This window comes from Actinomadura napierensis (assembly GCF_039529375.1).
GTDB classification, from domain to species: domain Bacteria; phylum Actinomycetota; class Actinomycetes; order Streptosporangiales; family Streptosporangiaceae; genus Spirillospora; species Spirillospora napierensis.
Window position 1 is genome coordinate 1 of sequence record NZ_BAAAMR010000133.1, and the last position, 23930, is coordinate 23930.

The window sequence follows — 23930 nt, forward strand, 5'->3', positions numbered from 1 at the left end:
GGCTCCGCCTGCCCCGCCTGGTCGCGCCGCCCCCACCGCCCGCCCACGCCCGCGTGTTCGCAAATCCCCACAAAATGGTAATCCGCGAACCCGGTCGAGAATGATCAGTATCCCGAAAGTATGCCTGGCCATACTCTTCTTCAGCGCATCGAAATAAAGGCCTGTCGACCCGACATTTGTCGGTCGCGTAGGGTATGCTTTACCTATGCAATCAGTGACGGTCGACCTTGAGGCCGCGTCCACCACGCAATTGGTGGACGCGGTCTCAGCGATCGCCGTTGAACTCGCCCAGCGAGAAGCCCCCGAATCGGCGGCCGCGTGCCTGGAACTCGCCGAGACCTTGGCCGCCGCCTGCGATATCCAAGAAAGCGCCCTCGCCGGTTTCATTCGCCGCGTCGACACGACCGGCGAACAGAAACGCTGGGGATACCCCTCCACCCGGGCATGGCTACGATCCCGGCTCGGCATGCGGGAGAACCGCACCACCGAACGCCTCATCCTCGCCCGCCAGCGGCACCGCCTCCCGCAGGTTGCCGAACGCCTCGCGACCGGGGAGCTGTCCTACGGCTACGCGACCACGGTCGCCAGCAGTGTGGCGCGGCTGGAGGACGCCGACTGCGCAGGGGCAGAGATGACTCTGCTGGGTTTCGTCGAGCAGGGGTTCTCGGCGGCGAAGGTGGCGGTGTTCGGCCGCCGCATCCGCGATGTGATCGCCGAACGCGACGGCAAAGAGGCCGCACCCCGTGAAGACGTCAAGCGGGGCTACGCGAAGTCCTGGATCACCAGTACCGGGTCCCTGGACGGCGGCCGCTACATCAAGGGCTGGCTGAACGCCGAGGACGCCGCCATCTGGGACGGCACTCTGGCTCCGCTGGCCAAGCCGGCCGGGCCCGACGACCACCGCGACGTCGCCGAGCGGACGGCGGCGGCACTGTCGAGTGTGCTGTCGGGTGGACACAAGGCCACCAAGGTCACCGTGATCTGCGACCTGGAGACCCTCACCGGCGGCAATGCTCCGGCCCGCCTCACCGACGGGACCCCGATCCCCGCCGCCCAGGCCCGCCGCCTCGCCCTCACCGCAGGCGTCTCCCCCTTGATCCTTGGACGTGGGCACACGCCGCTGTACCTGGGCTACCGGGAGCGGTTCGCCAGCGCCGCCCAACGGCAGGTACTGGAGACGCAGTATCCGACCTGCGCGGTACGCGAGTGCGAGATCCCCGGGACGCTGTGCGAAGTCGACCACGTCAACGGCTGGGCCCTCGGCCACTCACCCACCGACATTGATCAGCTCGCGCTGACCTGCGGATGGCACAACCGCTTCAAACACACCAGTCCAGACCAGATCGGGATCAGCAAAGATCCCGATGGGCGCTATGTCTACCGGCTGCTGCCACCGTCCGACAGACGGCCACCCGGCGACACTGGCCCACCCACGCGCCTGGCCTGGGCGGCCTGATCACTACTCCCCAGCACCACACCGGGTTGACGCATGCCCGCAGCAGCGATCGCCTCGAACGACCGACCGGTCTTGGCGCATCGCCGACGCGGCTGCTCGGCCCTGCCCACCACAGCCACAACCTTCGTGCGCTGTAGGGGCGTGAGGTTGATGCCGGGGGCAGGGCGGTCGGAGGTGCCCCTGTAGCGGGAGCTGGGGTGCGGAACCGTCGTTGGGGTCTTCTCCGTCTCCCCGATGGGCGAGCTGCGGTCGCGATCACAGGTCCACAAAACGCCCGATCCAGCTGGCGAACCGTTCGCCGAGCTCCGCATGCGCGGCCCGCACCAGGTCGTTGGGGTCGTCGGGCAGGGTGAGGCGTGGAAGCCGCCCTCGTCTCCGAACACGGCGATGGGAGTGGCCGGTAGGCAGAGGACGCAGGCGTCGATCTCGCCTATGTGTGTCCGACCCGTTCGTGGGCGAGCGGTGGGGGCGGCGCGACCAGGCGGGGCAGGCGGAGCCTGCCCCTTTGCGCTGCCTCAGGGGCCGCAGAGGCTCCAAAGTCAAGGGTGGACGAAGTCCATCGCGAAGCGACGCCGAAGGCGCCCTTGACTTTGGAGGGGCGGCCCCGTACGCAGCGCCGCCCCCACCGCCCGAACACCCTCACTGCCTAGGGCACGAAGACCCCGCCGGCACCGTCCCCTGTGAGCACAGCTCATGTCGGTTCCACTAACGCAGTTATGACTTGTGTTTGTGATGGTCCCTGAGCTACTGTCTCGTCAAACGCAGCTAACAACTGCATTAGTGCCTCGGAGGGCGACGTGACGGACGTGATCGACGTGATCGACCGTGCCTTGGTGATGGCGGCGGACGTCGTCGGCGGTATCACCGGTGATCTGCTCGCCGCGCCTGCGCCCTGCGCGGGCTGGGACGTTCGGACCGCACTCAACCACCTCGTCGGCGGCATGCGGATTTTCGCCGCCGAACTCGATGGCACGGACGCGGGCGGCCGTCATGAGGACGACTGGCTCGGCAATGACCCGCAGGGGGCGTTCGGCGCGGCCGTCGATCTCGACCGCGCGGCCTGGCATCGTCCGGGCGTCCTCGAGAAGGACGTCCGGCTGGGATTCGGTGTGGTGCCGGGGCCGATGGCGGCGCTCATCCACCTCACCGAGTTGCTCGCCCATGGTGCGGACCTGGCCGTCGCCACCGGCCGCGAGGCGCTCGTCGATCAGGCCGCCTGCCGGGACCTGCTCGCGGTCATGCGGGGGATGGACTTCGGTGCGTTCCGTCGGCCCGGCATGTTCGGTCCCGAGCGTCACGCGCCGGACGGGGCGGCTCCGCATCGTGAGCTGCTGGCTTTTCTCGGCCGTGACCTCTGATCGGACCCGCTGAAGAGCGTTCGTGGTGTCATGGCGGCGGGTCGTCCGGCATGGTCAGAACGGTTTCCGGTCAATGCCGTTGTTCAGCGTGGACGGGCTTTTGGGGTGCGGTTTTGCGGTCGCACGGCCATTCTGATAAATGCCGCGTGCGCTTGTGTGAAGCGTGATGTACTGGCCTCATGACCAGTGTGGGCGATTCGATCGGCCGGACGTTCGACGAGGTCTGGAAGCGGACGCGGGGGCGCCTGGAGGGGCTCGCCGACGACGAGTACCTGTGGGAACCCGCGCCGGGCGGCTGGACGCTCCGGCCGGACGCCGGGGGCCGGTGGCTCATCGACGCGGAGGGCGGCGGCGGGCCCGCTCCTGATCCGGTGCCGGTGGCGACCATTGCGTGGCGCATGGGCCATGCCGGGCTGACGTTCGTCGACTACGGCACCCGTCTCTTCCATGGCCGGAACATCACGCTGGACGACGTCGAATTCTCCGGAACGGCCGCCGGCGGCATTGAGTTTCTGGAGACGGCGTTTCGTGTCCATTGGCGCGAGCCGCTGGGCGCGATCGCCGATGAGCGCTGGTGGGAGCCGTCCGGCGCGGCCTTCTTCGGCTACTCGCATTACCCGGTGATCGACACCGCGCTGCACGTGCTGGACGAATTCACCCACCACGCCGCCGAGCTCGGCGTCCTGCGCGATCTGTACCCGCACTGGGGTGCCGGCGCCTGAGTCCCGCTCGCCGTCTCATTCATCGAGTTGCCTGGTGATCTGGTCGACTCGCTGGATGCGCCCGTCGGGCGCGAGCTGTCCGAACATGTAGATCTCCGCGGCGAACGTCTTCCCCTTCCGCATTCTGGTGCGGAGGGTGTACCGCGCGGCCAGCCGGTCGCCGGAGACCATCGCCTCGTGGATCTCCAGGCCCGCCTGGTGGGCGGCCGCCGTCGCCGCCCTGTCGATGTTCTTGCGGACGGGTCCGACGTGCTCGATCATCCGCCGGCGGTCGATGACGAGGCCGTCGTTGCAGTACTCGAAGTCCGGCACGAAGTAGCGGTCGAGGATCGCGGCCGGTTCCTCGTCCGAGACGGCCATGTCGCGGGTGTAGTCGGCGAGGAAGTCGGTCAGGTCGCGTGCGGAACGGATGCTCATGCGGACACTCCTCGTAAGAGTACGGCGTACACCTACCGTACACCTCCCCGCAGGGTTATCCGGTGGTCGCGGAGGCCGGCATGACGTAGATTCACCCCGTCGTCCGATCGCGATCTTGAGGAGTGAGGCCTGTGCCCGCGACCCGCTGACGGGCCGCCGCACACCACCGGACCGCCGTCCGGTGCTGGTCACGGATCGGCCCGAGCACGCCGCCGTTCCATTCACCCGAACCAGTAGGGGTCTCCTCACCATGTTCGAATCCGATGTGCACGCCTATCTGCGCGCCGCCGCGGGCGACGGCGCCGTCCGCGTTCCGCCGTTCCTGGCCAGGCTGGACGAGCACGACGACGGCCTGTTCTTCAATTACGCCGTTCCGGACGACGGCGCCCGGCCCACCTCGCGGGACGTCGCGAACCTGATCACGGCGTTCGAGGACCGCCGCCGGACGCCGCGGCTGGAGTACCTGCCCGCCGCGGCCCCCGGCGTGGAGGCGGCGCTGCTGGCGGCCGGGTTCCGGCCGGAGCGGCGGCTACCGATCCTGACCTGCGCGCAGGCGCCGCCGATGCCTGCCGTGGACGACCCGGTCGAGGTCGTCAAAGCCGCGAATGACGCGCTGTTGTGGCAGGTCGCGCGTGTGCAGAGCGAGGCCTACGGCATGCCGGAGGCAACGGAGCACGACGTGGCGCGGCTGCGGCGGGTCGTCGAGCGCGGCGGGCTGGTGGCGCTGGCCGTGGACGCGGCGAGCGGCGACGGCGTCGGTGCCGGGCAGTTCGGGCCGCCGCACCGGGGCGTCAGCGAACTGGCGGGCGTCGGCGTGCGCGCGTCCCATCGGCGGCGCGGGATCGCGGCGGCGGTGACGGCGTGGCTCACGCGGGAAGCCCTGGCCGGCGGGATCACCACGCCGTTCCTGATGCCGGACAACGACGGCGCGGAACGCATCTACCGGCGCGCCGGTTATGCACGCGTGGCCGAGATCCTGCACATTTCGCGGCAGTCCCCACTCAGGCGGGTTTGCGCGCCTCGATAAGGAAGCGGGACGAATGCGCGACGAACGACCCGTCGCGCTGGATCAGCTCGTGCATGTCCCGTAGCCGGTCGCGGTGGCGTTCGACGGTGAAGCCGGGAACGATCCAGATCACCTTGCGCAGGAAGTAGACGACCGCGCCGATGTCGAAGAACTCCATGCGCAGCCGTTCGAGGCGCAGGTCGACGACGTCGAGGCCGGCGGCGCGGGCGTCCGCGCTCTCGATCTCCGGGTCGCGTTTGCTCCGCGCGGCGGGCTGCGGCCCGAGGAAGAACTCGGTCACCTCGAAGACGCTGGCGGGCCCGACGTGCTGCGCGAAATAGGTGCCGCCGGGCGCGAGGACGCGGGCGATCTCCCTCCACCAGACGACGGCGGGGTGGCGGCTGGTGACCAGGTCGAAGGCACCGTCGGCGAACGGCAGCGGCGGCTCTTCTGGATGGACGACCACCGCCGCGCCCCGCGGGTGCAGCAGCCGTGTGGCCTTGGCGACGTTGGGCGGCCACGACTCCGTCGCGACCATCGTCGGCGGGAACGCGGCGGCCTCGGCCAGTACCTCGCCGCCGCCGGTCTGGACGTCCAGCGCCGCGGTGGCCGTGCCGAGCCGCTCGCTCATCAGCCGCTGGTAGCCCCACGAGGGCCGCTGCTCGGTCGCCCGGCCCTCCAGCCAGGAGAAGTCCCAGCCGTCGACGGACACAGAATCGGCCTCTTCGACCAGGTCATCGAAGGTGCGGTTCATGGGGCCATGCTCGCAGCACCGTCAACCGGTTTCCCCGGGCGGCTCGCGCCGGACCCGTCCGGCCACCTCGATCAGGCCGCCGGCGCGCGGCGCCGTCATGATCTGCGAGCCCCGTCCCTGGGTGACGGTGAGCGGGCGGCCGAGCCGGGAGGTCAGCAGGAGCGCGGCGGCGCCGGTCGCCTCGTCCTCGTCGATGCCGTCGCCGCGGCCGGGGAACCCGCGGGCGCGGACCCGGCCGGACGGCTCGTCCTGCCACGCCCACGCGTAGATCCACTCGCCCGGCGGCGGGACGGGGAGCGCGTCGACCTCCTCCGCCGACCCGTACTGCCGGAGGGTGCGGCCGGGTGCCCAGTCGGCGCGCCCGGTGATCCAGGTGAGGTCGCCCTCGCGCCGGACGTCCACCACGCCCGCCGCGGTGACCAGCGCGGGGACGCCGAGCATCCAGCCGGCGCCGACGCACGGATGCCCGGCGAACGGCAGCCGCGCGGACGGCGTGTAGATGTCGATGGCGCCGCCCCCGGCATCGTCGATGAAGATCGTCTCGCTGAAGCCCAGCTCCCTCGCGACCGCCTGGCGGGCGGCCTCGCCGGGGACGGCGGCGCCGTCGCGGACGACGCCGAGCCGGTTGCCGTGCGCTCCGCCGGCGTCGCAGAACACGCGCAACACCTCATAGTCGATCATCCGGGCAGTCAATCACGCTGCGACGACAACCACGGGTTGTCGAAATGGCCGAACAGGTGTTGGACGCCCGGCCCGGTCGGGCGGTGTCATGTCCGCCGTGAACCGCGACATGCAAGTGCTTCTGGTGATGGACGTGCAGCGCGCCGTGGCGGCGCAGCTCGGAGACCGGGCGGACGCGTACCTGTCCCGGCTGGCGGGGACGGTCGAGGCGGCCCGCGCGGCGGGCGTGCCGGTGATCCACGTCCGCGTCCGGCACCGCGACGGCCACCCCGAGATCGGGCCGCTGAACAAGCCGTTCCGGGGCCTGCTGGGCACGGACACGATCACCGAGTCGAACCCGGAGAGCGACATCCATCCGGCGGTCGCGCCGCGCCCCGGCGAACCCGTCCTCGACAAGCGGTTCTTCAGCGCGTTCGCCGGCACGGACCTGGACGCGCTGCTCACGGCGCGCGGTGCCGGCACGCTCGTGCTGACCGGCCTCGCGACCAGCGGCGTCGTCATCAGCACCCTGCGGGACGCGACGGAGCGGCAGTATGCGCAGATCGTCCTGTCGGACGGGTGCGACGACGCCGACGAGGAGATGCACCGGTTCCTGGTGGAACAGTTCTTCCCGCGCGAGGCCGACGTCATGACGAGCGCGGAGTGGACGGCCGGGCTCGCGGCTCAGTGACCCATGACCAGGAACGGCGGCCGGCGGAGTGCCATGCGTCCCGCCTCAGCCCATGACGGCGAACAGGACGCCGCCGATGACGTGGGCGGCCACGGTCACGACCAGCAGCCCGATGAACAGGTACTTGGCGGTGGGGTGGTCGAACTGGCCGCCGGACTCGGCGGGGCGGGGGCCGAGTTCCGCCTGGCGGCGGGCGATGCGCTCTTCCAGGGGTGCCCTGCCGAACATGCGTCCTCCGTTGCCTCACCAATCATTGGTGCACAAAACGTTGCCGTAGTAATCTTTATAGCCGAGGCACCCGGCGAGCGGAGGACCCGTGGCACGTGATCTGGGCGACGTTCCCGACCCGCTCGCGCTGGAGAACCAGGTCTGCTTCGCGCTGGTGGTGGCGTCGCGCAGCGTGCTCGCGCTCTACCGGCCGATCCTGGAGCCGATGGGCCTGACGCATCCGCAGTACCTGGTGATGCTGGCGCTCTGGGAGCACCGGCGGCTGTCGGTCAAGGAGCTGAGCCGGCTGCTCCAGCTCGATCCGGGGACGCTGTCGCCGCTGCTCAAGCGGCTGGAGTCCGCCGGGCTCGTCCGCCGCGAGCGCGACGCCCGCGACGAGCGGCTGCTCGCCGTCACCGTCACCAAGGCGGGACGGGCCCTCCGCGAGGAGGCGGAGAAGATCCCGGCCACGATCATGGAGCGGCTCGGCATGGGCCGGGACGAGCTGGAGGACCTGCACGGCACCCTCACCCGCGTCATCGCCGCCGCCACCCCCTGACCAGCGGCTAGGGCGCCGCGGGCGCCCCACCCCCAGAGTGCCTGCAGCACCGGCCCGAGGCGTCGGCCCCGGTCGGTGAGGCGGTAGCGGGTGCGCGGCGGCACGCCCGGTTCGCGCCGCCGGTCGAGCACGCCGGCGCGGACGAGAGGCGGTGGCGGAGCTGTACGAGGACGGAGCGGTGTTCGTGGGGGCCGGGACGGCGCCCCGGTGCACATCGAGGGCACCGCGACGGATGTGGCGAGGCGCGGGGCGGACGGGTGCCGGCGCTACGCCGTCGATAATCCGTTCGGAGTCGCCGGGCTGGGATGATTCGGGCATGCGGTTCGGGATCCTGGGCGAGACCCGGGCGTGGCGGGACGGCGGGGAGGACGTGCCGCTCGGCGGTCCCGCCCGGCGGGCGCTGCTGGCGCTGCTGCTCGTCCGGCCCGGCGAAGCGGTCCCGGCGGACCGGCTGGCGGAGGGCGGGACGGCGGGGCACGCGCTGCACTCCCAGGTGTCGCGGCTGCGGGCGGCGCTCGGCCCGGACGCGGCGATCGAGCGGACCGGCGGCGGCTACCGCATCGCGGTGCGTCCGGACGACGTGGACGCGGGACGGTTCGAGCGGCTCGCGGACGCAGGCCGGGAAGCGCTGCGCGACGGTGACGCGGAGCGGGCGTCCGCGCTGCTGCGCGAGGCCCTCAATCTGTGGCGCGGCCCGGCGCTGGCCGACGTGCCACACTCCGAGACCGAGGCGGTAAGGCTCGAAGAGCGGCGGCTCGCCGCGCTCGAAGACCGGATCGAGGCCGACCTCCGCCGGGGCCGGCATCGCGACATGGTGCCCGAACTGCGGGACCTGCTCGGGCGACATCCGCTGCGCGAGCGCCTCGCCGTCCTGCTGATGCGGGCGTTGCGGGACGGCGGCGGACGGGCCGAGGCGCTCGTGGTGTTCGAGGAGACCCGGCGGCGCCTCGCCGACGAGCTCGGCGCGGACCCGTCCGCCGACCTCGCCGCCCTGCACCAGGACCTGCTGCGCGGCGACCCGACCCCGGCCCCGGCGAGGCCGCCCGCGCCGCTGACGGCCCTCATCGGACGCGAAGACGACGTGGAAGGCGTCGCGGATCTGCTCACTTCGGCGCGGCTGGTGACCTTGACCGGGCCCGGCGGAGTCGGGAAGACGCGGCTGTCCGTCGAGGTGGCGGGCCGGGCGGGCGGCGACGCGTGCTTCGCCGGGCTGGCGCCGCTGCGGGACGGCGCGGCGCTGCCCCGCGCGCTGCTCGGCGCGCTCGCCCTGCGCGAAGCGGCCCTGCACGCCGCGGACGCCGCGCAAGGGCCGGAGGACCGGCTGGTCACGGCGCTCGCCGACCGGTCGCTGCTGCTCGTCCTGGACAACTGCGAGCACGTCGTCGAGGCGGTCGCCGCGCTCGCCGGGCGGCTGCTCGCGGCGTGCCCGGGGCTGCGCGTCCTCGCGACGAGCCGCGAACCCCTCGGCATCACCGGCGAGAGCCTGTGGCCCGTCCGGCCGCTGGACGGCGACGCGGCCGTGCGGCTGTTCACCGCGCGCGCGTCCGCCGTCCGGCGCGGGTTCACGGCGGACCCCCGGGTCGTCCGGCGAATCTGCGCGGCGCTCGACGATCTGCCGCTGGCGATCGAGCTGGCGGCGGCGCGGCTGCGCACCATGGACGTCGGTGATCTCGCCGGACGGCTGGACGACCGGCTCGGCCTCCCGTCGCGCGGCAGCCGCACGGCGGACGAGCGGCACCGGACGCTGCGCGCGGTCGTCGCGTGGAGCTGGGACCTGCTGACCGGGGACGAGCGGCGCGCCGCGGAGCGGTTCACGGTGTTCGCGGGCGGCGCGACGCCGGACGCGGCGCGCCGGATCTGCGGCGATGACAGCGGCGCGCTGGAGTCGCTGGTGGACAAGTCGCTGCTGGAGCTGGCGGACGGCCGGTACCGGATGCTGGAGACGATCCGCGCGTACGGCGCCGAACGCGGCGAACCCCTCGATGACGCCCGGAACGCGCATGCGCGGCATTTCCTGGAGCTGGCGCAGGCCGCCGATCCGCATCTGCGCAGCGCGGACCAGCTCGGATGGCTGCGGGTCCTCGGGGGCGAGCACGACAACCTGCTGGCCGCGCTGAACTGGGCGGCCGAGGCGCGGGACGTGCCGACCGGGCTGCGGCTGGCGGCGTCGCTGCCGAGCTACCTGTGGATCCGCGGCGGGTCCGTCGCCGCGCAGGCCGTCCGGCTCCTGGAGGTGATGGGCCCGGTCCCGCCCGGCCTCGGCGAGGAGTACGCGACCTGCGTGCTGCACGCGGGGTCGGACGCGGCGGGACGGGACGTGTGGCGGCGGCACCGCGTGGCGGCGGAGGCGGCGCTCGAAGCGGCGTGGGCGGACGGGAATACGGGCCGGTATCCGGCCGTCCCGTTCCTGTGGATGATGCGCAGGGCGGACGAGCCGGACGCGCAGTCCGCGTTCGCGCTGGTCCTCGCCCGGCGCGACGGTGCGGACCCGTGGGCGCGCGCCGCCGCGCACTTCATCGCCGGATTCGGCCCGCTCGCCACCGGTGACGCCGGGGATGCCGGGCGGGAGTTCGAGGCGGCGGCCGGCGGGTTCCGGGCGCTCGGCGACCGCTGGGGCACCGCCCTGGCGCTGGACGCGCTGGCCGGGCTCGCGGCCCGGCGCGGCGACCGCGCGGCGGCGGTCGCGCTCACCAATGAGGCGCTCGTCCTCACCGGGGAGCTCGGCGCCCTGGACGACACCGCCGACCTGCTCGTGAACCGGGGCGACCACCGGATCGAGGCCGACCGGGAGGCGGCCCGTGCCGACTACGAGCGCGCGGCGGCCGTGGCGCGCCGCGCGGGCAGCCCCACCTATCTCGCGGCGGCGCTGCGCGGCCTCGGCGACATCGCGCTCCTCGACGGCGACGTCGGCGCGGCCGAACGGCTGTACACCGACGCGCTCGCCCGGTTCGACCCGTACTGGATCAAGAGCGTCGGCGGCCGGGCGACCGCGCTGATCGGGCTCGGACGCGTGGCCGCCGCGCGCGGCGACCACGGCACGGCCCGGTCGCGGTACCGGGAGGCCGCCGGTGCGGCGGCGTCGACCGGCGCGTTCTTCGAGGGCGCCCGCGCGGTCGAGGCCCTCGCGCAGCTGGAGGCCGCCGAGGGCGAGCCGGAGCGGGCCGCGCGGCTGCTCGGCGCGGCGGCGGCGCTGCTGGGCGTCCCGTCCGGGACGGCGCCGGAGGCGCTGGCCGCGCACCCGGCCGCGTATGCGGAGGGAGCCGCGCTGAGCAGGGCGGAAGCGCTGCGCGCCGCCGGTCTCGACGCCTCGGTCATCGGTGCGGTGAGCGCGCGGTGAGCCTCCGGTGAGCGCCCCTCGGCAGGCTCACCGGCATGAAGAACGTACTGATCTCCGGCGCGTCCATCGCCGGCCCCGCGCTCGCCCACTGGCTCGCCCGCTACGGCTTCACCACCACGATCGTGGAGAACTCGCCCGGCTTCCGCGACGGCGGTTACGCCGTCGACTTCCGCGGCGACGCCCACCTCACCGTCCTGCGCCGCATGGGGATCCTCGACGACGTCGAGGCCGCCCGGACCGGCATGGGCGCGATGGCGTACGTCAACAAGGACGGCAAGCCGCAGGCGTCCATGCCGGCGGACCTGTTCGCCGGCGACATCGAGATCCTCCGCGGCGACCTCGCGCAGATCCTCCACGACGCCACGCGCGGCACCACCGAGTACATCTTCGGCGACTCGATCGCCTCCCTCGACGAGGACGCCGGCGGGGTGACGGTGACCTTCGAGCGGTCCGCGCCGCGCCGGTTCGACCTGGTCATTGGCGCGGACGGGCTGCACTCCAACGTCCGCCGCCTCGCGTTCGGGCCGGAGGAGCGGTTCGTCCGGAACTCCGGCGTGCACTGCGCGATCTTCACCGTGCCGAACCATCTCGGGCTCCGGTACACCGGGCACGCCTACCGGACCGCCGGGCAGCTCGCGTCGGTCTACAGCGCCCGCCACAACACCGAGGCCAGGGCCGCGTTCTACTTCGGCTCGCCGGATCAGGACGTGCACCGCCATGACGTGGCGCGGCAGCAGCGGATCCTCACCGAGCGGTTCGCCGGCACCGGCTGGGAATGCGACCGACTGCTCGCCGAGATGCGCGATGCTCCGGACTTCTACTTCGACTCGGTGGGGCAGGTCCGCATGGACGCCTGGTCGCGCGGCCGCGTCGCGCTGCTCGGCGACGCCGCGTACTGCCCGTCGTCCCTGTCCGGAATGGGCACCGGCCTCGCCATCGTGGGCGCCTACGTGCTGGCGGGCGAACTGGCCGCCGCGCGCGGCGACCACCGCGCCGCCTACGCGCGCTACCAGGACGTCATGGGCGAGTACGTGGCGGGCTGCCAGAAGATGGGCGACGGCGTCGCCAAGCTGATGATGCCGGAGAGCCGTTTCGTGGTCGCGCTCCTGAACCGCTACTACAAGCTCCTGCCGTACCTGCCCGGCAAGAAGATGGTCGCCAAGATCGCCCGCAGGACCGCCGAGGGGATCGTCCTGCCCGACTACGCGCAGGCGCCTACGCGATCGACGTCGTGAACCGCTCGATGGTGACCCTCAGCTTCGGCGCGCCGTCCTCCGCGGGCTCCGCCCCGGCCCTGGCCACCTTGTCCACGATGTCCAGACCGGACGTGACGTGCCCGAACACCGTGTAGCTCTTGGGCAGGGACGTGGCGTCCCCGTACAGGATGAAGAACTGGCTGCCGTTGGTGCCGGGGCCGGCGTTGGCCATCGCCACGGTCCCGCGCGCGTACGCGGCCTCGCCGAGGTTCTCGTCGGGAAAGCGGTAGCCCGGACCGCCCGTCCCGGTCCCGGACGGATCGCCGCACTGGAGCACCTTGAGGGACGCGTCGGTGGTGAGCCGATGGCAGTGCGTCCCGTCGAAGTACTTCTTCCCCGCCAGGTACATCACCGAGTTCACGGTGCAGGGCGCCTTCGCGGCGTCCAGGTCGATGTCGAGCGTGCCGAGGTTGGTCTTCATGGAGGCGTGGACGGTGCCCGCCGCCTGCGCGACCGCCGGCGGCGTGCCAACGTCCTTGACCTTGCCGCCGGGGGACGGCGCCAGGTAGGTGCAGCGGGCGCCGCCGGTGCCCGTCGCGCCGGTGGGGGCGGGTGTGACGACGGCGTCGGTCCCCTGCCGTGTCGACGGCTTGCCGCCGTCGTCCGTCAGCAGGAGGGCGGCGGTCGTCGTCGCGGCCGACAGGAGTACCACGCCGGCGACCGCCCCCACGATGAGCAGCGCCTTGTTGCCTTTCGGCGGAGCCGCCGGGTTGCCTTTCGGCGGAGCCGCCGGGACGGTCCGATAGGGCGGCGGGACCGGCCCGGGCATCGTCGCCGGGGGCGCGAAGGGAGCGGACGGCGGAAGCGTCGCGGCGGTCAGCGTCGCCGCCGCCGACGTGCCCTCCGCCAGGAGGTTCCCGCCCGGCCCGGTGCCGAGCAGCCGCGTCAGCACCTGCAACGCCGTCGGACGCCGCGCCGGGTCCTTCTCCAGGCTCGCCGCGACGAGCGCGCCCAGCTCCCCGGCCAGCGCGCCCAGCGCCGGCGGCGCGTACAGCACCCGATGCATGATCGCCGGGACGGTGTCGGCGCCGAACGGCGGCGTCCCGTTCGCGGCGTAGGCCATGGTGCAGCCCCACGCGAACATGTCCAGCGGCGCCCCGCCCGCCGCGCCCGACACCTGCTCCGGCGCCATGTACGCGGGCGTGCCGACCGCGCCCGTCAGCGTCGCGGACGTCGCCTCCAGCGGCCGCGCGACACCGAAGTCGATGACCTTCGGGCCGTCCGGGCCGAGCAGCACGTTCGCGGGCTTGAAGTCGCGGTGCACGACGCCCGCCTCGTGGATCGCGGCCAGCGCGGTCGCCGTGCCGATGGCGAGGCGCCGCAGTTCCGGCTCCGGCATCGGCCCGCGCTCGGCGACCAGTTCCCGCAGGGACGGGCCTTCGATGTACTCGCTGACGATGTAGGGCGCGTCGCCGCCCGCCTCCGCCGCGAACACCCGCGCCGTGCAGAACGGCGCGACGCGCCGCGCCGCCGCCAGCTCCCGATCGAAGAGCGTCCGGGCCCGATCGTCCCCGTCGATCTCGGCGCGCAGCACCTTCACGGCGACGCGCTCCCCATGGTCCGACTCGCCCAGGTAGACCGTTCCCTGGGCGCCCTCGCCGACCCGTCCCGTCAACCGGTACCCGCCGACCTCGCGCGGGTCGTTCGGACGCAGCGGCCGTGGCTCCGCCATGCACGGACCTCCAAAACGAGGGGAGGCCGCAACCCTACCGATCTGCGGACGATTTTCTTCGCCGCGGCGGTCACATCCGTGCCGGGGGATCCGTCAGTGCGGTGTACGAGCCGTTCGGGTGAGGAGAACCGCGATGAGCAAGCTGGACATGTCGGGCATGTACGCCTTCCACGACGCGCTGCGCCGCGAGCTGCGGCACATCGCCGAGGTCACCGAGCGCCCCGGCGACGATCCCCGGCAGGTGCTGGCCACCGCCGTCGGCTGGGAGCTGTTCAAGAAGGCGCTGCACATCCACCACACCGCCGAGGACGACGCGCTCTGGCCGGCGATGCGCGAGGCCCTCGCCGGGCGTCCGGACGACCTGGCGCTGCTGGACGCGATGGAGGCCGAGCACGCGGCGGTCGACCCGGCCGTCGACGCGGTCGACGCGGCGCTCGCCGACCGCGAGTCCGGACCGGCGCGCCTCGGCGAGCTCGCCGACGCCCTGGCCACCGCGCTGACCGGGCACCTCAAGCACGAGGAGGACGCGGCGCTCCCGCTGATCGAGGCGACCCTGACCCCGGCGCAGTGGCAGCACTTCGGGCAGGTCAGCGGGCAGCGCGTCGGACCGGACGGGCCGCGGATCACCCCGTGGATGCTGGACGGCGCGTCCGAGCAGGCGACCGCGGCGATGCTGGCGCCGCTGCCCGAGCCGGTCCGCGCGGTGTACGCCAACGAGTGGGTCCCGGCGTACAAGGCCCTCGACCTGTGGGCCGCCCGCACCGGCGCCTGACCGGTCAGCCGGCGGTGCGGCGGGCGTGCTCGTCCAGTTCGAGGTCGATGAACGCGCCGATCATCGCCCGCCACACCGACTCGGCGACGTCGGGGGACAGGCCGGCGACCGCGGCGCGGTCGCGCGCCAGCGCGACGACCTGCTCCACTCGGCCGGGCGCGCGCACGGCCCCCGCGTCGGTCTTGAACGCGGCGGCGGCCCGCACGAGCCTCTGGCGGTCGGCCAGCAGCCGGACGAGGTCGGCGTCGATGGCGTCGATGTCTGCGCGGACCTCGGAGAGCGAATCCATACCGGGATCTTGGCAGGAAGGCCCGTTGGGCGTCACTTCGACGACGCGGCGATGAGGTCCCGGTACCAGCCGTAGGACTTCTTCGGCGTCCGCTTCTGCGTCTCGTAGTCGACATGGACGAGCCCGAACCGCGGGTGGTACCCCTCGGCCCATTCGAAATTGTCGAGGAGGGACCAGGTGTAGTAGCCGCGGATGTCGACGCCGCCGTCGATGGCGGTCCGCATCGCCTTGATGTGCGCGTCGAGGAACGCGATGCGGTCCGTGTCGTCCACCGTGCCGTCGGCGGCGACCTCGTCGGGGAACGAGCAGCCGTTCTCGGTGATGTAGAGCGGCGGCAGCCGGGTCCCGTACCGCTCGTCCAGGTCGCGCAGCAGGGACAGGAACGCCTCGGGGACGATCGGCCAGCCCATCCCGGTGACGGGGTACTCGGTGATGTCCACCATGTCGAAAGGGAGCGGGCCGCCGTCGGACGGTGCCCTGAGCCGGGTCGGGTTGTAGTAGTTCACACCCAGGAAGTCGATCGGCGAGGCGATGACGGACATGTCCAGGTCGTGGATGTGGGGGGCGAGGTCGGGGCCGCCGAGCGCCGCGACGTCCGGGTAGGCGCCGGTCAGGACTGGGTCGGTGAACATCCGGTTCATGAAGGTGTCGAAGGCGAGCGCGGCGCGCTGGTCGGCCTCGGACGCCGGGTCGGCGGGCCAGGCGGGCGAGTAGTGGTTCGTCAGGCCGACGTGGCGGGCGCCGCGGCTGCGCAGCGCGGTGACGGCGAGGCCGTGGCCGAGGAGCTGGTGGTGCGCGGTCGGCAGCGCGTCCAGCATCAGGGTCCGGCCGGGCGCGTAGACGCCGAACGCGTAGCCGTAGGCGGTGACGACGACCGGCTCGTTCAGCGTGATCCACGTGCCGACGCGGTCGGCGAGCCGGTCGGCGGCGCGGTAGGCGAACTCGGCGAACCGGTAGGCGGTGTCGCGGTTCATCCAGCCGCCGGCGTCCTCCAGCGGCTGCGGCAGGTCCCAGTGGTAGAGGGTGACGGCGGGGTCGATGCCGGCGGCGAGCAGCGCGTCGACCAGGCGGTCGTAGAAGTCGAGGCCCTCGGGGTTGGCGGCGCCGCTTCCGGTCGGCTGGACGCGCGGCCACGCGATCGAGAACCGGTAGGAGTTCACGCCGAGGTCCCGCATCAGCCCGACGTCCTCGGGCCACCGGTGATAGTGGTCACAGGCGACGTCGCCGGTGTGCCCGTCCCGCACCTTTCCCGGCGTGTGGGCGAAGACGTCCCAGGTCGACGGCCCGCGGCCGTCCTCGTGCACGGCGCCTTCCACCTGGTAGGCGGCGGTGGCGACGCCCCACCGGAAGTCCTCCGGAAGCCCCATCCGTACCTTCCCCTTGAACGCGAATACTGTTCGGACTTTACGGGGCGGGGTGGTCGGCGCGGAAGAGTCCCGTGACCGCCGGGTGGCGATCCCCGCTCGCCCCATGACCGAGCATGGCGGGTTCGGGTGACAATGGTGGCGTGACCGAGATCCGCACCCCGCTCCGCCGACGTCCCGCCCAGCGCCGCAGCGCCGAACGCGTCCAGCGGATGCTCGACGCGTGCGCGGACATCCTCGACGAGGACGGCTACGACGGCCTCACCACGACGCGGATCGCGCAGCGCGCCGAGGTCGCCATCGGCTCGGTGTACCAGTTCTTCCCCGACAAGCGGGCCGTCGCGCAGGCGCTCGCGCTGCGCAACCTCGAGGTGTTCGGGGAGCGGATCTCCGCCCGGCTCGCCGAGGGCGTCTTCGCCGACTGGTCCGACACGGTCGGCGCGATCATCGAGATCTTCGTGCAGATGCACCGCACCGTGCCCGGCTTCCGGGTGCTGCGCTTCGGCGACGTCGCCGACGTCAACCTGCTCGACTCCGACGCCGACAACAACGCGGTCGTCGCCGACCGGCTCCGCGAGATGATCGTCGACACGTTCGGCGTGCAGGACACCCCCGGCCTCGCCACCGCCCTGGCCATCGCGGTGGAGGCCGGCGACGCGGTGCTGAAGATGGCCTTCCGCCGCGACCCGGCCGGCGACCCGTTGATCGTCGCCGAGGCGGAGCGCCTGATCCACGGCTACCTCGCCGGGCACATCGAAGAGGCCTGACCGCGCCCCCGCGCGCCCCGGCCCGCCCCGGGACCGGTTCGCCGCTTGGCCGCCTTCGGCAATTTGCCGGGAAAACACCCACGAGCCGTCGTATATGGCAGACTCGCGCGAAAACACGACGGAACAAGGGTGAGTTCGCTGGACGAAGAGCGGCTCCAGGCGCAGAACCGGCTGCTGATCCGGCAGCGGGTGCGCCTGATGGTGAACCAGTACGAGGTGCACGCCGAGAACCCCGACGGCGGTGAGGGAGAGCTGCTGGCGTTCGCGCAGCAGAAGCGGCTGGCGTTCAAGGAGCAGGTGACGCTCTACGCCGACGACTCCAAGACCCGCCCCATCCTCGGCTTCAAGGCGCGCAAGCGCATCGACCTGGCCTCGGCCTACGACATCACCGACGCGAACGGGCAGCCCATCGGGCTCTTCCGCAAGGACTTCAAGAAGTCGCTGATCGCCTCGACCTGGCACCTGGAGCAGCCCGGGCTCGGCGTGACGACGGGCAGCGAGCGCAACAAGTTCGTCGCGGTGCTGCGCCGCCTGTGGAACTTCATCCCGTACGCGGAGAACCTGCCGTTCGCGTGGCCGTACCACTTCGACTTCTACGCGGGCGACCAGGTCGTCTTCTCGGTGGAGAAGAAGTTCGGCCTCCGCGACCGCTACATCGTCGACATCAAGGACCCGCGCCTGGACCGCCGCCTCGTCGTCGCCCAGGCCGTCGGCCTCGACGCCCTCCAGTCCCGCTGACGGGGACGCCTACAGCCAGCCCTGCGCGCGGGCGGTGTGGACGGCCTCGATGCGGTTGCGGGCGCCGACCTTATTGATGGCCGACGACAGGTAGTTGCGGACGGTCCCCTCCGACAGGTGCAGCCGGTCCGCGATGTCGGCGATCGTGGAGCCGTCCGCGCCGGCGTCCAGGACGTCGCGCTCGCGCGGTGACAGCGGGTTCGGGCCGGCGCTGAGCGCGGCGGCGGCGAGCGCCGGGTCGATGACCCGCTCGCCGGCCACGACGCGGCGGATGGCGGCGGCCAGTTCCTGCGCCGGACCGTCCTTGACCAGGAACGCCGCCGCCCCGGCCTCCATCGCGCGGCGCAGGTAGCCGGGCCGGCCGAACGTCGTCAGGATCATGATCTTGCAGTCGGGGGCGGCGGCGCGCAGCTCCGGCGCGACGGCGAGGCCGTCCCCGCCCGGCATCTCGATGTCCAGCAGCGCGACGTCCGGCCTCGTGCGGGCGGCGACCGCGACCGCCTCCGCGCCGCCGGACGCCTCGCCGACGACCTCCAGGTCGTCCTCCAGGCCGAGCAGCGCCGCCAGGGCGCCGCGGACCATCCGCTGGTCCTCGGCGAGCATCACGCGGATCACGAGCGGGACTCTACCGGCGCCCGTCCTACGGCGACGGGCGCGAGCGGCACGCGCAGCGCGAGCCGGAAGCCGCCGCCGTCGCGGGGCCCGGCCGACACCGTCCCGCCCGCGACCGCGACCCGCTCGGCGAGGCCCTCCAGGCCGTGCCCCGGCGCGTGGCCCTCGCCGGCCTTGCCGCACCCGTCGTCGACGATCTCCAGGGTGGCCTCGCCGCCCGCCCGGCCGACCGTGATCGTGACGCGCCGCGCGCGGGCGTGCCGGACGATGTTGGTGACGCCCTCGCGGACCGCCCAGCCGAACAGCGCGTCGACCTGGTCGGGCAGCGGGGCCCCGGACGTCCGCACCACCGCCTCGGTCTCGGCGGCCGACAGGACTGCGCGGGCGCCGTCCAGCTCCTCGGTGAGGTTCCGCTTCCGGTATCCGGAGATCGCGGCGCGGACGTCGGCGAGGGACTGGCGCGCCACCGACTCGATGTCGCTCACCTCCGCCATGGCGCGGCCGGTGTCGCGCTCGCCGAGCCGCCGCGCCAGCTCGCTCTTCAGCACGATCAGCGACAGGCTGCGGCCGAGCAGGTCGTGCAGGTCGCGGGCGATGCGCAGCCGCTCGTCGGCGACGGCGAGCCGGGCGACCTCGCTGCGCGCCTCGCGCAGCTGCTGGACGAGCGTCCGCGCGTGCCGGAAGGCGACCATGAACAGCCCGAGCGACCCCGTGGTCAGCGCGATGGGCCACAGCGCGTCCGCCGCGCCCAGGAACAGGCACTGCGCCACGGCGAGCGCCGTCGCGACGCCGACGCCCCACAGCACCCGGTGCATCGGCAGCGTCATCGCGACGATGATCGACAGGTAGATCGGGGTGCCCAGCCATGCGCCGCCGAACGCGAGCGGCAGGACGGCGCTGAGGACCGCGAACGCGGCGAGCAGCGCGTACGTGCGGGGCCGGATCGGTTCGATCCAGTTCGCCATGCTGAGCGGCGTCGCCAGGTACAGCCCGACGAACGCGACCGCCCCCACGACGGCCAGGGCCAGCCGGGCGCCGGTGTAGCCGGCGACCTCCCCGATGATGGGGATGAAGTAGATCAGCCCGAGCGCGGACCACAGCGAGCGCCGCCGCCTGGCCCGGCAGGGGTCGGCGTCCTCCGGGCCCCCGTTGTCGAAGAACCTCATGGTCATGGCGCTTGAATCGTACGTCCACCCCCAGGTCGGACGGCCAGTGAACGCTGTCGCGGGTTCGCGATGACTTTTGTCATGGTCATCTTGCCTCGGCCCTGGGTCTGGTCTCCCCGCGCTTTACATGTTACGAAGGTATGTAAAGCGGTGGGCGGAGCACACCCGCGTCGCGGTGCTGCGGCGCAACCCCCGAGGAGGATCCCCCGTGAGTTCCTACGACCTCTACTCCACGCCCGTGCCCACGGAGACGTGGAACGTCCCCATGGCGGGGGACGCCCGGTTCACCTGGGAGTACGACGAGGGCCGCGACCGGCTGCTGAGCCTGTACCAGAAGGGCAAGGACAAGCAGTGGGACGCCACCAAGCGCATCGACTGGGACCTCGAGGTCGATCCGATCAACGTCGCCGGGCTGCCGGAGAGCTTCAACCCCCTCATCGGCTCCGACATCTGGGACAAGATGTCGCAGAAGGAGCGTGACGAGTTCGGCCGCCACCAGGGGTCCTGGCTGTTCAGCCAGTTCCTGCACGGCGAGCAGGGCGCGCTGAACGTGTCGGCGCGCATCGTCCAGTCCGTTCCCGACCTGGACTCCAAGTTCTACGCGGCCACGCAGACGATGGACGAGGCGCGGCACGTCGAGCTGTACGCGAAGTTCGTGCACGAGAAGATCGGGATGTACTACCCGATCAACCAGGACCTGGCGAAGCTGCTCGCCGAGTCGCTGGAGGACAGCCGCTGGGACCTGCCCTACCTCGGCATGCAGGTGCTGATCGAGGGCCTCGCGCTCGCCGCGTTCGGGCTGTACCGGGACATGTCGACCAACCCGCTGGTCAAGCAGCTGCTCGCGTACGTCATGCAGGACGAGGCGCGGCACGTCGCGTTCGGCCGGCTGGCGCTCAAGGACTACTACGCGGAGCTCACCGACAAGGAGCGGGCCGAGCGCGAGGAGTTCGTGGTCGAGGGCTGCTACCTCATGCGCGACCGGTTCAAGGGCCGCGAGGTGTTCGAGCAGATGAACATGCCGGTGGAAAAGTGCATGGAATACGTCGACAACTCGGACATGTACACGCTCTACCAGTCGCTGCTCTTCAGCCGCATCGTGCCGTGCGTCCGGGACGTCGGCCTTTGGGGCGACAAGGTGAAGGCCGCCTATGCCGATATGGGCGTCCTCGACAATGCCAAGGCCGACCTCGAGGCGCTGATGCGCCAGGACGAGGAGATCGCCGAGAAGGTCGACGAGGAGAAGTACGCCGCCGAGCTGGCCGCCCGCCAGGACGAGGTCGAGGAGGCCATCGCCCTCGGCGCGGAGTGAGGTAACGGCACGGTGAAAGGCGGGGACGTCCACGGGCGTCCCCGCCTCGCCTTTCCGTAGATCTTTGCCGTCTCCCCCTGATCGATTCCCGTATTCGGCATGCGCGCCATCCCGGCTGTACTAACGTGCCCGCTCGACGGTGCGCCGGAAATCGCACGCCGCAGGCGCACGCAGACCGCGCAGAGTCGTTCCGAGAACCTCGGGGGAAAAGAATGAACCGATCCGCCAGAAATCTACTGGGCCTGTCCGTGGCGGTCCCGCTCGCCGCGGCGCTGGCCGCCGGCGCCGCGCCCGCGAACGCCGCGGACGGCCCGGTGGCCGACCTCGTCTACGGGACGGCCGGGCAGGTCGGCCCCGCGCTGCCGCCGGTGGCGCTGCCCGCCCCCGTCCCGGACACCGCGGGCCGCGCCGCCGACCTGACGACCGGCACGGCGGACGGCGCGCTCGCGTCCGCCGCCCGCCCCGGGCTGCGCACCGGGCTGTCCCCGCGCCTGCCCGCGTCCCGCATCGCCTCCCCGGCCGGCACGGCCTCCTCGGCCCGCGCCGCCTGCCGGGTCGACGCGGTCAAGGCCGTGGACGGCACCCGCGTCACCCGGCTGCTGCCGCGCCAGTCGATGGCGCTGACGCCCGGCCGGGACGCCGCGCCGATCTCCGCGCCGCGCAGCGGCGGGTGCCTCGGCGTGACCGACCGGTCCGCCGCGCGGTCCGCCGGGTTCCCGGAGCCGGTCGGCGAGGCCGCGAAGGTGCCCGGACGCGTCGTCGGGCGCGTCACCGCCGTCCCGAAGCGGGTGACGGGCAGCAAGGTCGGGCAGGTGACCGGGGCCGCGGGGGCGCTGCCGAACGGCCGGTCCGCCGGGTCCGGGACGGCCCGCTCGGCGACGCGGTGAAGCTCGGCCTGCCGGGCGACGCCGCCTCGCTGCGCTCCGCCGCGCCGATCTCGATGGTGCTGCCGGACGGGGCGGGGGCGCGGCGCGGCAAGCCGGCGCCGACGAGCCTCGTCGGCGAGACGAACGGCACCGTGCACGAGATGCACTCGCAGATCGGCGACGTCGTCAACGTGCTGAAGACGCGGGAGCGGCCGTCCGACACCGGCCGCGCCGGAGCCGGCGACGGGCTGGTCGGCGGGCTGCAGGGCCCACCGGTCTACCTGCCGAAGCTGCCCTCGGTGAGCTGACCGGGGACCGGGCAGAAACCACCACCGAACGGGGCGTTCCGGAGATGCCATGTGCATCCTGGAACGCCCCGTTTTGCCGTCCAACGAACGTTTGTTATATGTCCGAGATCACACCTTCCATGGCGAGTAAATGGGATCTTGAAATGCGCTCACCCAGTGGAGTGGATCAGCTTCACAGGGCAAAAAGAGGGGTGACAAACCCCACAAACCCGGGGCCTGTGCTTGATTCACTCGGGACGCAACGTACGGTCAAGGACTTGTGCGCCGCTTTCGAGATCAAAAGTGAAGATGCAATGCGGCCGCACTTGCCGGACGCCGAAGCCGCGAGGACGCGGCCGCGCCGAGAACGAGCGCGGAGGCGGGCGCTGAAGCCCGCGGGCGGTGCGGGACTCGGGGACGTGGAGGTCGCCTGAGCGCGCCGCGAGAACGGCGGCGAGAAACGCCGGGCGTCCGGGGTCCTGTCCCCTACCGAAGGATCCTTCGTGGGAAACCCTGACGTACGTCGTCTTCTCGCGCGCCTTCCACGGCCGCGCCTGCGCACCGCACTGGTCGTCTCCGGCGTCGACGCCGCCGTCCTCGCGGTCGGCGCGTTCGCCATCGTCAACAGCGGCAAGGCCCCGGCCGACTCGGCCCAGGCCGCGCAGACCGCCCCGCGCGCGAGCACCCCGGCGGCGGACCCGCCGCGGGCCACGCCGTCCCGGGCCAGCCGCGGGGCGCCCCGCGACCCCGACCCGCAGCACGGCAAGAAGGACCCGGCCAAGAAGGCGAAGCCGGAGGCGGCCGCCGAGCACAAGGCCGAGCCGAAGAAGAAGACCCAGAAGAAGAAGGCGCTGGCCTCCGGCAGCTGCGAGGCGTCCTTCTACGGGGAGGGGCAGATGACCGCCAGCGGCGAGCCCTTCAACCCGGGCGCGCTCACGGCCGCGCACAAGACGCTGCCGATGGGCTCCAAGGTCCGCGTGACGAACAAGAACAACGGCCGGTCGGTCGTCGTCCGCATCAACGACCGGGGCCCGTACGCGGGCGGCCGCTGCCTGGACCTGTCCACGGCGGCGATGAAGAAGGTCGGCGGCACGGGCTCGGGCGTCATCCCGGTCCGCTACGAGGTCCTGTCGAAGGGCTGATCACCACCACATGACCCGCCATGCGGGGGCACCATGCTGCCCGCAGGCCGGGAATCCCCCCTCTGTAGGCGGGCGCCGAGCGCGGAGGCGCCCGCCTACAGAGGGCTCAATGCGTGACGTGCGCCGGCGCCGGATAGGGCGCGGTGTCCTGCTGCGCGGTGTCCTTCTCGGCGGCCGGCGCCGTGGCGGGGGCGGCGTCCGCTTCCGTTTCGGGACGGACGTCCGCGAGGCGCTCCCGGAACCAGTCGGTGAGCACGCCGTCCACCCGGACGGCGTCGGTGATCGGCGGCCGGGCCTCGGTGCCGGGCTCGGCGGCCAGCGCGTGCCCCATCCGGAACGTGGTGGCCTCCACCGAGCCGGCGCCGCGCCGCTGCAGCACGTCGCGGAACGCGGTGACCTCGCCGGCCGGGACGACCCGGTCGCGGGCGCCGCCGACCAGCAGCAGCGGCACGTCCCGCGCGGCGATGTCGCCGGCGAGCGCGCCGAGGTCGAGCCGGTCGGCGAGCGCCTGCGCCGGGTC

Annotated in this window: 24 protein-coding genes and 2 pseudogenes; 15 read left to right on the top strand and 11 right to left on the bottom strand. The window is 72.6% G+C overall.

The window, feature by feature from the left end; all coding sequences use genetic code 11:
* Positions 1 to 205 precede the first annotated feature (205 nt).
* From ABD296_RS42785 to ABD296_RS42795, 3 genes are all read left to right on the top strand, one after another.
* On the top strand, positions 206 to 1456 hold the full coding sequence (locus tag ABD296_RS42785; RefSeq protein WP_344281879.1) for an HNH endonuclease signature motif containing protein: 1251 nt from the start codon (positions 206 to 208) through the stop codon (positions 1454 to 1456).
* 797 nt (positions 1457 to 2253) lie between these two features.
* Entirely contained in the window at positions 2254 to 2814 is a 561-nt protein-coding gene (locus ABD296_RS42790) for a TIGR03086 family metal-binding protein (RefSeq protein ID WP_344281882.1), read from the top strand.
* A gap of 179 nt (positions 2815 to 2993) precedes the next feature.
* On the top strand, positions 2994 to 3536 hold the full coding sequence (locus ABD296_RS42795) for a DinB family protein (protein ID WP_344281885.1): 543 nt from the start codon (positions 2994 to 2996) through the stop codon (positions 3534 to 3536).
* A gap of 15 nt (positions 3537 to 3551) precedes the next feature.
* On the opposite strand, the gene ABD296_RS42800 is transcribed toward ABD296_RS42795, so the two are convergent.
* On the bottom strand, positions 3552 to 3953 hold the full coding sequence (locus ABD296_RS42800) for a nuclear transport factor 2 family protein (protein ID WP_344281888.1): 402 nt from the start codon (positions 3951 to 3953) through the stop codon (positions 3552 to 3554).
* Between the two features lie 250 nt (positions 3954 to 4203).
* Between ABD296_RS42800 and ABD296_RS42805 the strand changes: the two genes are divergently transcribed.
* Positions 4204 to 4980 carry a GNAT family N-acetyltransferase gene (locus ABD296_RS42805; protein ID WP_344281891.1) on the top strand — a complete coding sequence of 259 codons (777 nt, stop codon included), beginning with the start codon at positions 4204 to 4206 and terminating at the stop codon, positions 4978 to 4980.
* On the opposite strand, the gene ABD296_RS42810 is transcribed toward ABD296_RS42805, so the two are convergent.
* Together ABD296_RS42810 and ABD296_RS42815 are read right to left on the bottom strand one after the other, a co-directional pair.
* Positions 4955 to 5713, bottom strand: a complete 759-nt coding sequence (locus tag ABD296_RS42810) for a class I SAM-dependent methyltransferase (protein ID WP_344281893.1) — start codon at positions 5711 to 5713, stop codon at positions 4955 to 4957. The genes ABD296_RS42805 and ABD296_RS42810 overlap by 26 nt on opposite strands.
* Before the next feature lie 21 nt (positions 5714 to 5734).
* Positions 5735 to 6394: a PhzF family phenazine biosynthesis protein gene (locus ABD296_RS42815; protein WP_344281896.1), complete on the bottom strand. Its 660-nt coding sequence runs from the start codon at positions 6392 to 6394 to the stop codon at positions 5735 to 5737.
* 109 nt (positions 6395 to 6503) lie between these two features.
* On the opposite strand from ABD296_RS42815, the gene ABD296_RS42820 reads away from it, so the two are divergent.
* Positions 6504 to 7064, top strand: a complete 561-nt coding sequence (locus tag ABD296_RS42820; RefSeq protein ID WP_344281899.1) for a cysteine hydrolase family protein — start codon at positions 6504 to 6506, stop codon at positions 7062 to 7064.
* Positions 7065 to 7109: 45 nt separating this feature from the next.
* On the opposite strand, the gene ABD296_RS42825 is transcribed toward ABD296_RS42820, so the two are convergent.
* Complete coding sequence (locus ABD296_RS42825) at positions 7110 to 7292, bottom strand: hypothetical protein (RefSeq protein ID WP_344281902.1); 183 nt, start codon at positions 7290 to 7292, stop codon at positions 7110 to 7112.
* A gap of 88 nt (positions 7293 to 7380) precedes the next feature.
* Between ABD296_RS42825 and ABD296_RS42830 the strand changes: the two genes are divergently transcribed.
* Entirely contained in the window at positions 7381 to 7830 is a 450-nt protein-coding gene (locus tag ABD296_RS42830) for a MarR family winged helix-turn-helix transcriptional regulator (protein WP_344281905.1), read from the top strand.
* A 29-nt stretch (positions 7831 to 7859) separates the two neighbouring features.
* Here ABD296_RS42830 and ABD296_RS42835 read toward each other — a convergent pair.
* Positions 7860 to 8045: pseudogene (locus ABD296_RS42835) on the bottom strand (winged helix-turn-helix transcriptional regulator); the annotation flags it as partial.
* 101 nt (positions 8046 to 8146) lie between these two features.
* Here ABD296_RS42835 and ABD296_RS42840 point away from each other — a divergent pair.
* The gene (locus ABD296_RS42840) at positions 8147 to 11167 is read left to right on the top strand and encodes an ATP-binding protein (RefSeq protein WP_344281906.1); all 3021 of its coding nucleotides are present in this window, start codon (positions 8147 to 8149) and stop codon (positions 11165 to 11167) included.
* A gap of 35 nt (positions 11168 to 11202) precedes the next feature.
* Positions 11203 to 12402 carry an FAD-dependent monooxygenase gene (locus tag ABD296_RS42845; RefSeq protein ID WP_344281907.1) on the top strand — a complete coding sequence of 400 codons (1200 nt, stop codon included), beginning with the start codon at positions 11203 to 11205 and terminating at the stop codon, positions 12400 to 12402.
* Here the strand turns inward: ABD296_RS42845 and ABD296_RS42850 are convergent.
* On the bottom strand, positions 12383 to 14095 hold the full coding sequence (locus tag ABD296_RS42850; protein WP_344281909.1) for a protein kinase domain-containing protein: 1713 nt from the start codon (positions 14093 to 14095) through the stop codon (positions 12383 to 12385). The two genes, ABD296_RS42845 and ABD296_RS42850, sit on opposite strands and share 20 nt — an antisense overlap.
* A gap of 133 nt (positions 14096 to 14228) precedes the next feature.
* Between ABD296_RS42850 and ABD296_RS42855 the strand changes: the two genes are divergently transcribed.
* Positions 14229 to 14867, top strand: a complete 639-nt coding sequence (locus ABD296_RS42855; protein WP_344281911.1) for a hemerythrin domain-containing protein — start codon at positions 14229 to 14231, stop codon at positions 14865 to 14867.
* A gap of 4 nt (positions 14868 to 14871) precedes the next feature.
* Here the strand turns inward: ABD296_RS42855 and ABD296_RS42860 are convergent, their stop codons facing one another.
* Positions 14872 to 15156: a chorismate mutase gene (locus ABD296_RS42860; RefSeq protein WP_344281913.1), complete on the bottom strand. Its 285-nt coding sequence runs from the start codon at positions 15154 to 15156 to the stop codon at positions 14872 to 14874.
* A 32-nt stretch (positions 15157 to 15188) separates the two neighbouring features.
* A complete protein-coding gene (locus ABD296_RS42865; protein ID WP_344281916.1) occupies positions 15189 to 16523 on the bottom strand; it encodes a GH1 family beta-glucosidase in 1335 nt (444 codons plus the stop codon).
* A 140-nt stretch (positions 16524 to 16663) separates the two neighbouring features.
* Between ABD296_RS42865 and ABD296_RS42870 the strand changes: the two genes are divergently transcribed.
* The gene (locus tag ABD296_RS42870; RefSeq protein ID WP_344281919.1) at positions 16664 to 17287 is read left to right on the top strand and encodes a TetR/AcrR family transcriptional regulator; all 624 of its coding nucleotides are present in this window, start codon (positions 16664 to 16666) and stop codon (positions 17285 to 17287) included.
* A 129-nt stretch (positions 17288 to 17416) separates the two neighbouring features.
* On the top strand, positions 17417 to 18025 hold the full coding sequence (locus ABD296_RS42875; RefSeq protein ID WP_344281921.1) for an LURP-one-related/scramblase family protein: 609 nt from the start codon (positions 17417 to 17419) through the stop codon (positions 18023 to 18025).
* 9 nt (positions 18026 to 18034) lie between these two features.
* Here ABD296_RS42875 and ABD296_RS42880 read toward each other — a convergent pair whose 3' ends face one another.
* Positions 18035 to 18640, bottom strand: coding sequence for a response regulator transcription factor (locus tag ABD296_RS42880; protein ID WP_344281924.1), 606 nt, complete (start codon positions 18638 to 18640; stop codon positions 18035 to 18037).
* On the bottom strand, positions 18637 to 19809 hold the full coding sequence (locus tag ABD296_RS42885; RefSeq protein WP_344281927.1) for a sensor histidine kinase: 1173 nt from the start codon (positions 19807 to 19809) through the stop codon (positions 18637 to 18639). The genes ABD296_RS42880 and ABD296_RS42885 overlap by 4 nt, the downstream gene beginning before the upstream one ends.
* Positions 19810 to 20011: 202 nt before the next feature.
* Between ABD296_RS42885 and ABD296_RS42890 the strand changes: the two genes are divergently transcribed.
* From ABD296_RS42890 to ABD296_RS42905, 4 genes are all read left to right on the top strand, one after another.
* Entirely contained in the window at positions 20012 to 21115 is a 1104-nt protein-coding gene (locus ABD296_RS42890; protein ID WP_344281930.1) for a ferritin-like domain-containing protein, read from the top strand.
* Positions 21116 to 21327: 212 nt separating this feature from the next.
* The gene (locus ABD296_RS42895) at positions 21328 to 22002 is read left to right on the top strand and encodes a hypothetical protein (RefSeq protein WP_344281932.1); all 675 of its coding nucleotides are present in this window, start codon (positions 21328 to 21330) and stop codon (positions 22000 to 22002) included.
* A complete protein-coding gene (locus ABD296_RS42900) occupies positions 21999 to 22289 on the top strand; it encodes a hypothetical protein (RefSeq protein ID WP_344281935.1) in 291 nt (96 codons plus the stop codon). The genes ABD296_RS42895 and ABD296_RS42900 overlap by 4 nt, the downstream gene beginning before the upstream one ends.
* Positions 22290 to 22771: 482 nt before the next feature.
* Positions 22772 to 23410, top strand: a complete 639-nt coding sequence (locus ABD296_RS42905; RefSeq protein WP_344281938.1) for a septal ring lytic transglycosylase RlpA family protein — start codon at positions 22772 to 22774, stop codon at positions 23408 to 23410.
* Positions 23411 to 23516: 106 nt separating this feature from the next.
* Here the strand turns inward: ABD296_RS42905 and ABD296_RS42910 are convergent.
* Positions 23517 to 23930: pseudogene (locus ABD296_RS42910) on the bottom strand (hypothetical protein); the annotation flags it as partial.

What these genes read in the sequence shown, in the direction of transcription:
- ABD296_RS42895 (WP_344281932.1), top strand. Translation starts at nt 21,328, where the DNA reads ATGAACCGATCCGCCAGAAATCTACTGGGCCTGTCCGTGGCGGTCCCG.
- ABD296_RS42800 (WP_344281888.1), bottom strand. Translation starts at nt 3,953, where the DNA reads ATGAGCATCCGTTCCGCACGCGACCTGACCGACTTCCTCGCCGACTAC.
- ABD296_RS42805 (WP_344281891.1), top strand. Translation starts at nt 4,204, where the DNA reads ATGTTCGAATCCGATGTGCACGCCTATCTGCGCGCCGCCGCGGGCGAC.
- ABD296_RS42850 (WP_344281909.1), bottom strand. Translation starts at nt 14,095, where the DNA reads ATGGCGGAGCCACGGCCGCTGCGTCCGAACGACCCGCGCGAGGTCGGC.
- ABD296_RS42865 (WP_344281916.1), bottom strand. Translation starts at nt 16,523, where the DNA reads ATGGGGCTTCCGGAGGACTTCCGGTGGGGCGTCGCCACCGCCGCCTAC.
- ABD296_RS42840 (WP_344281906.1), top strand. Translation starts at nt 8,147, where the DNA reads ATGCGGTTCGGGATCCTGGGCGAGACCCGGGCGTGGCGGGACGGCGGG.
- ABD296_RS42825 (WP_344281902.1), bottom strand. Translation starts at nt 7,292, where the DNA reads ATGTTCGGCAGGGCACCCCTGGAAGAGCGCATCGCCCGCCGCCAGGCG.
- ABD296_RS42785 (WP_344281879.1), top strand. Translation starts at nt 206, where the DNA reads ATGCAATCAGTGACGGTCGACCTTGAGGCCGCGTCCACCACGCAATTG.
- ABD296_RS42860 (WP_344281913.1), bottom strand. Translation starts at nt 15,156, where the DNA reads ATGGATTCGCTCTCCGAGGTCCGCGCAGACATCGACGCCATCGACGCC.
- ABD296_RS42820 (WP_344281899.1), top strand. Translation starts at nt 6,504, where the DNA reads ATGCAAGTGCTTCTGGTGATGGACGTGCAGCGCGCCGTGGCGGCGCAG.
- ABD296_RS42810 (WP_344281893.1), bottom strand. Translation starts at nt 5,713, where the DNA reads ATGAACCGCACCTTCGATGACCTGGTCGAAGAGGCCGATTCTGTGTCC.
- ABD296_RS42845 (WP_344281907.1), top strand. Translation starts at nt 11,203, where the DNA reads ATGAAGAACGTACTGATCTCCGGCGCGTCCATCGCCGGCCCCGCGCTC.
- ABD296_RS42795 (WP_344281885.1), top strand. Translation starts at nt 2,994, where the DNA reads ATGACCAGTGTGGGCGATTCGATCGGCCGGACGTTCGACGAGGTCTGG.
- ABD296_RS42815 (WP_344281896.1), bottom strand. Translation starts at nt 6,394, where the DNA reads ATGATCGACTATGAGGTGTTGCGCGTGTTCTGCGACGCCGGCGGAGCG.
- ABD296_RS42885 (WP_344281927.1), bottom strand. Translation starts at nt 19,809, where the DNA reads ATGACCATGAGGTTCTTCGACAACGGGGGCCCGGAGGACGCCGACCCC.
- ABD296_RS42855 (WP_344281911.1), top strand. Translation starts at nt 14,229, where the DNA reads ATGAGCAAGCTGGACATGTCGGGCATGTACGCCTTCCACGACGCGCTG.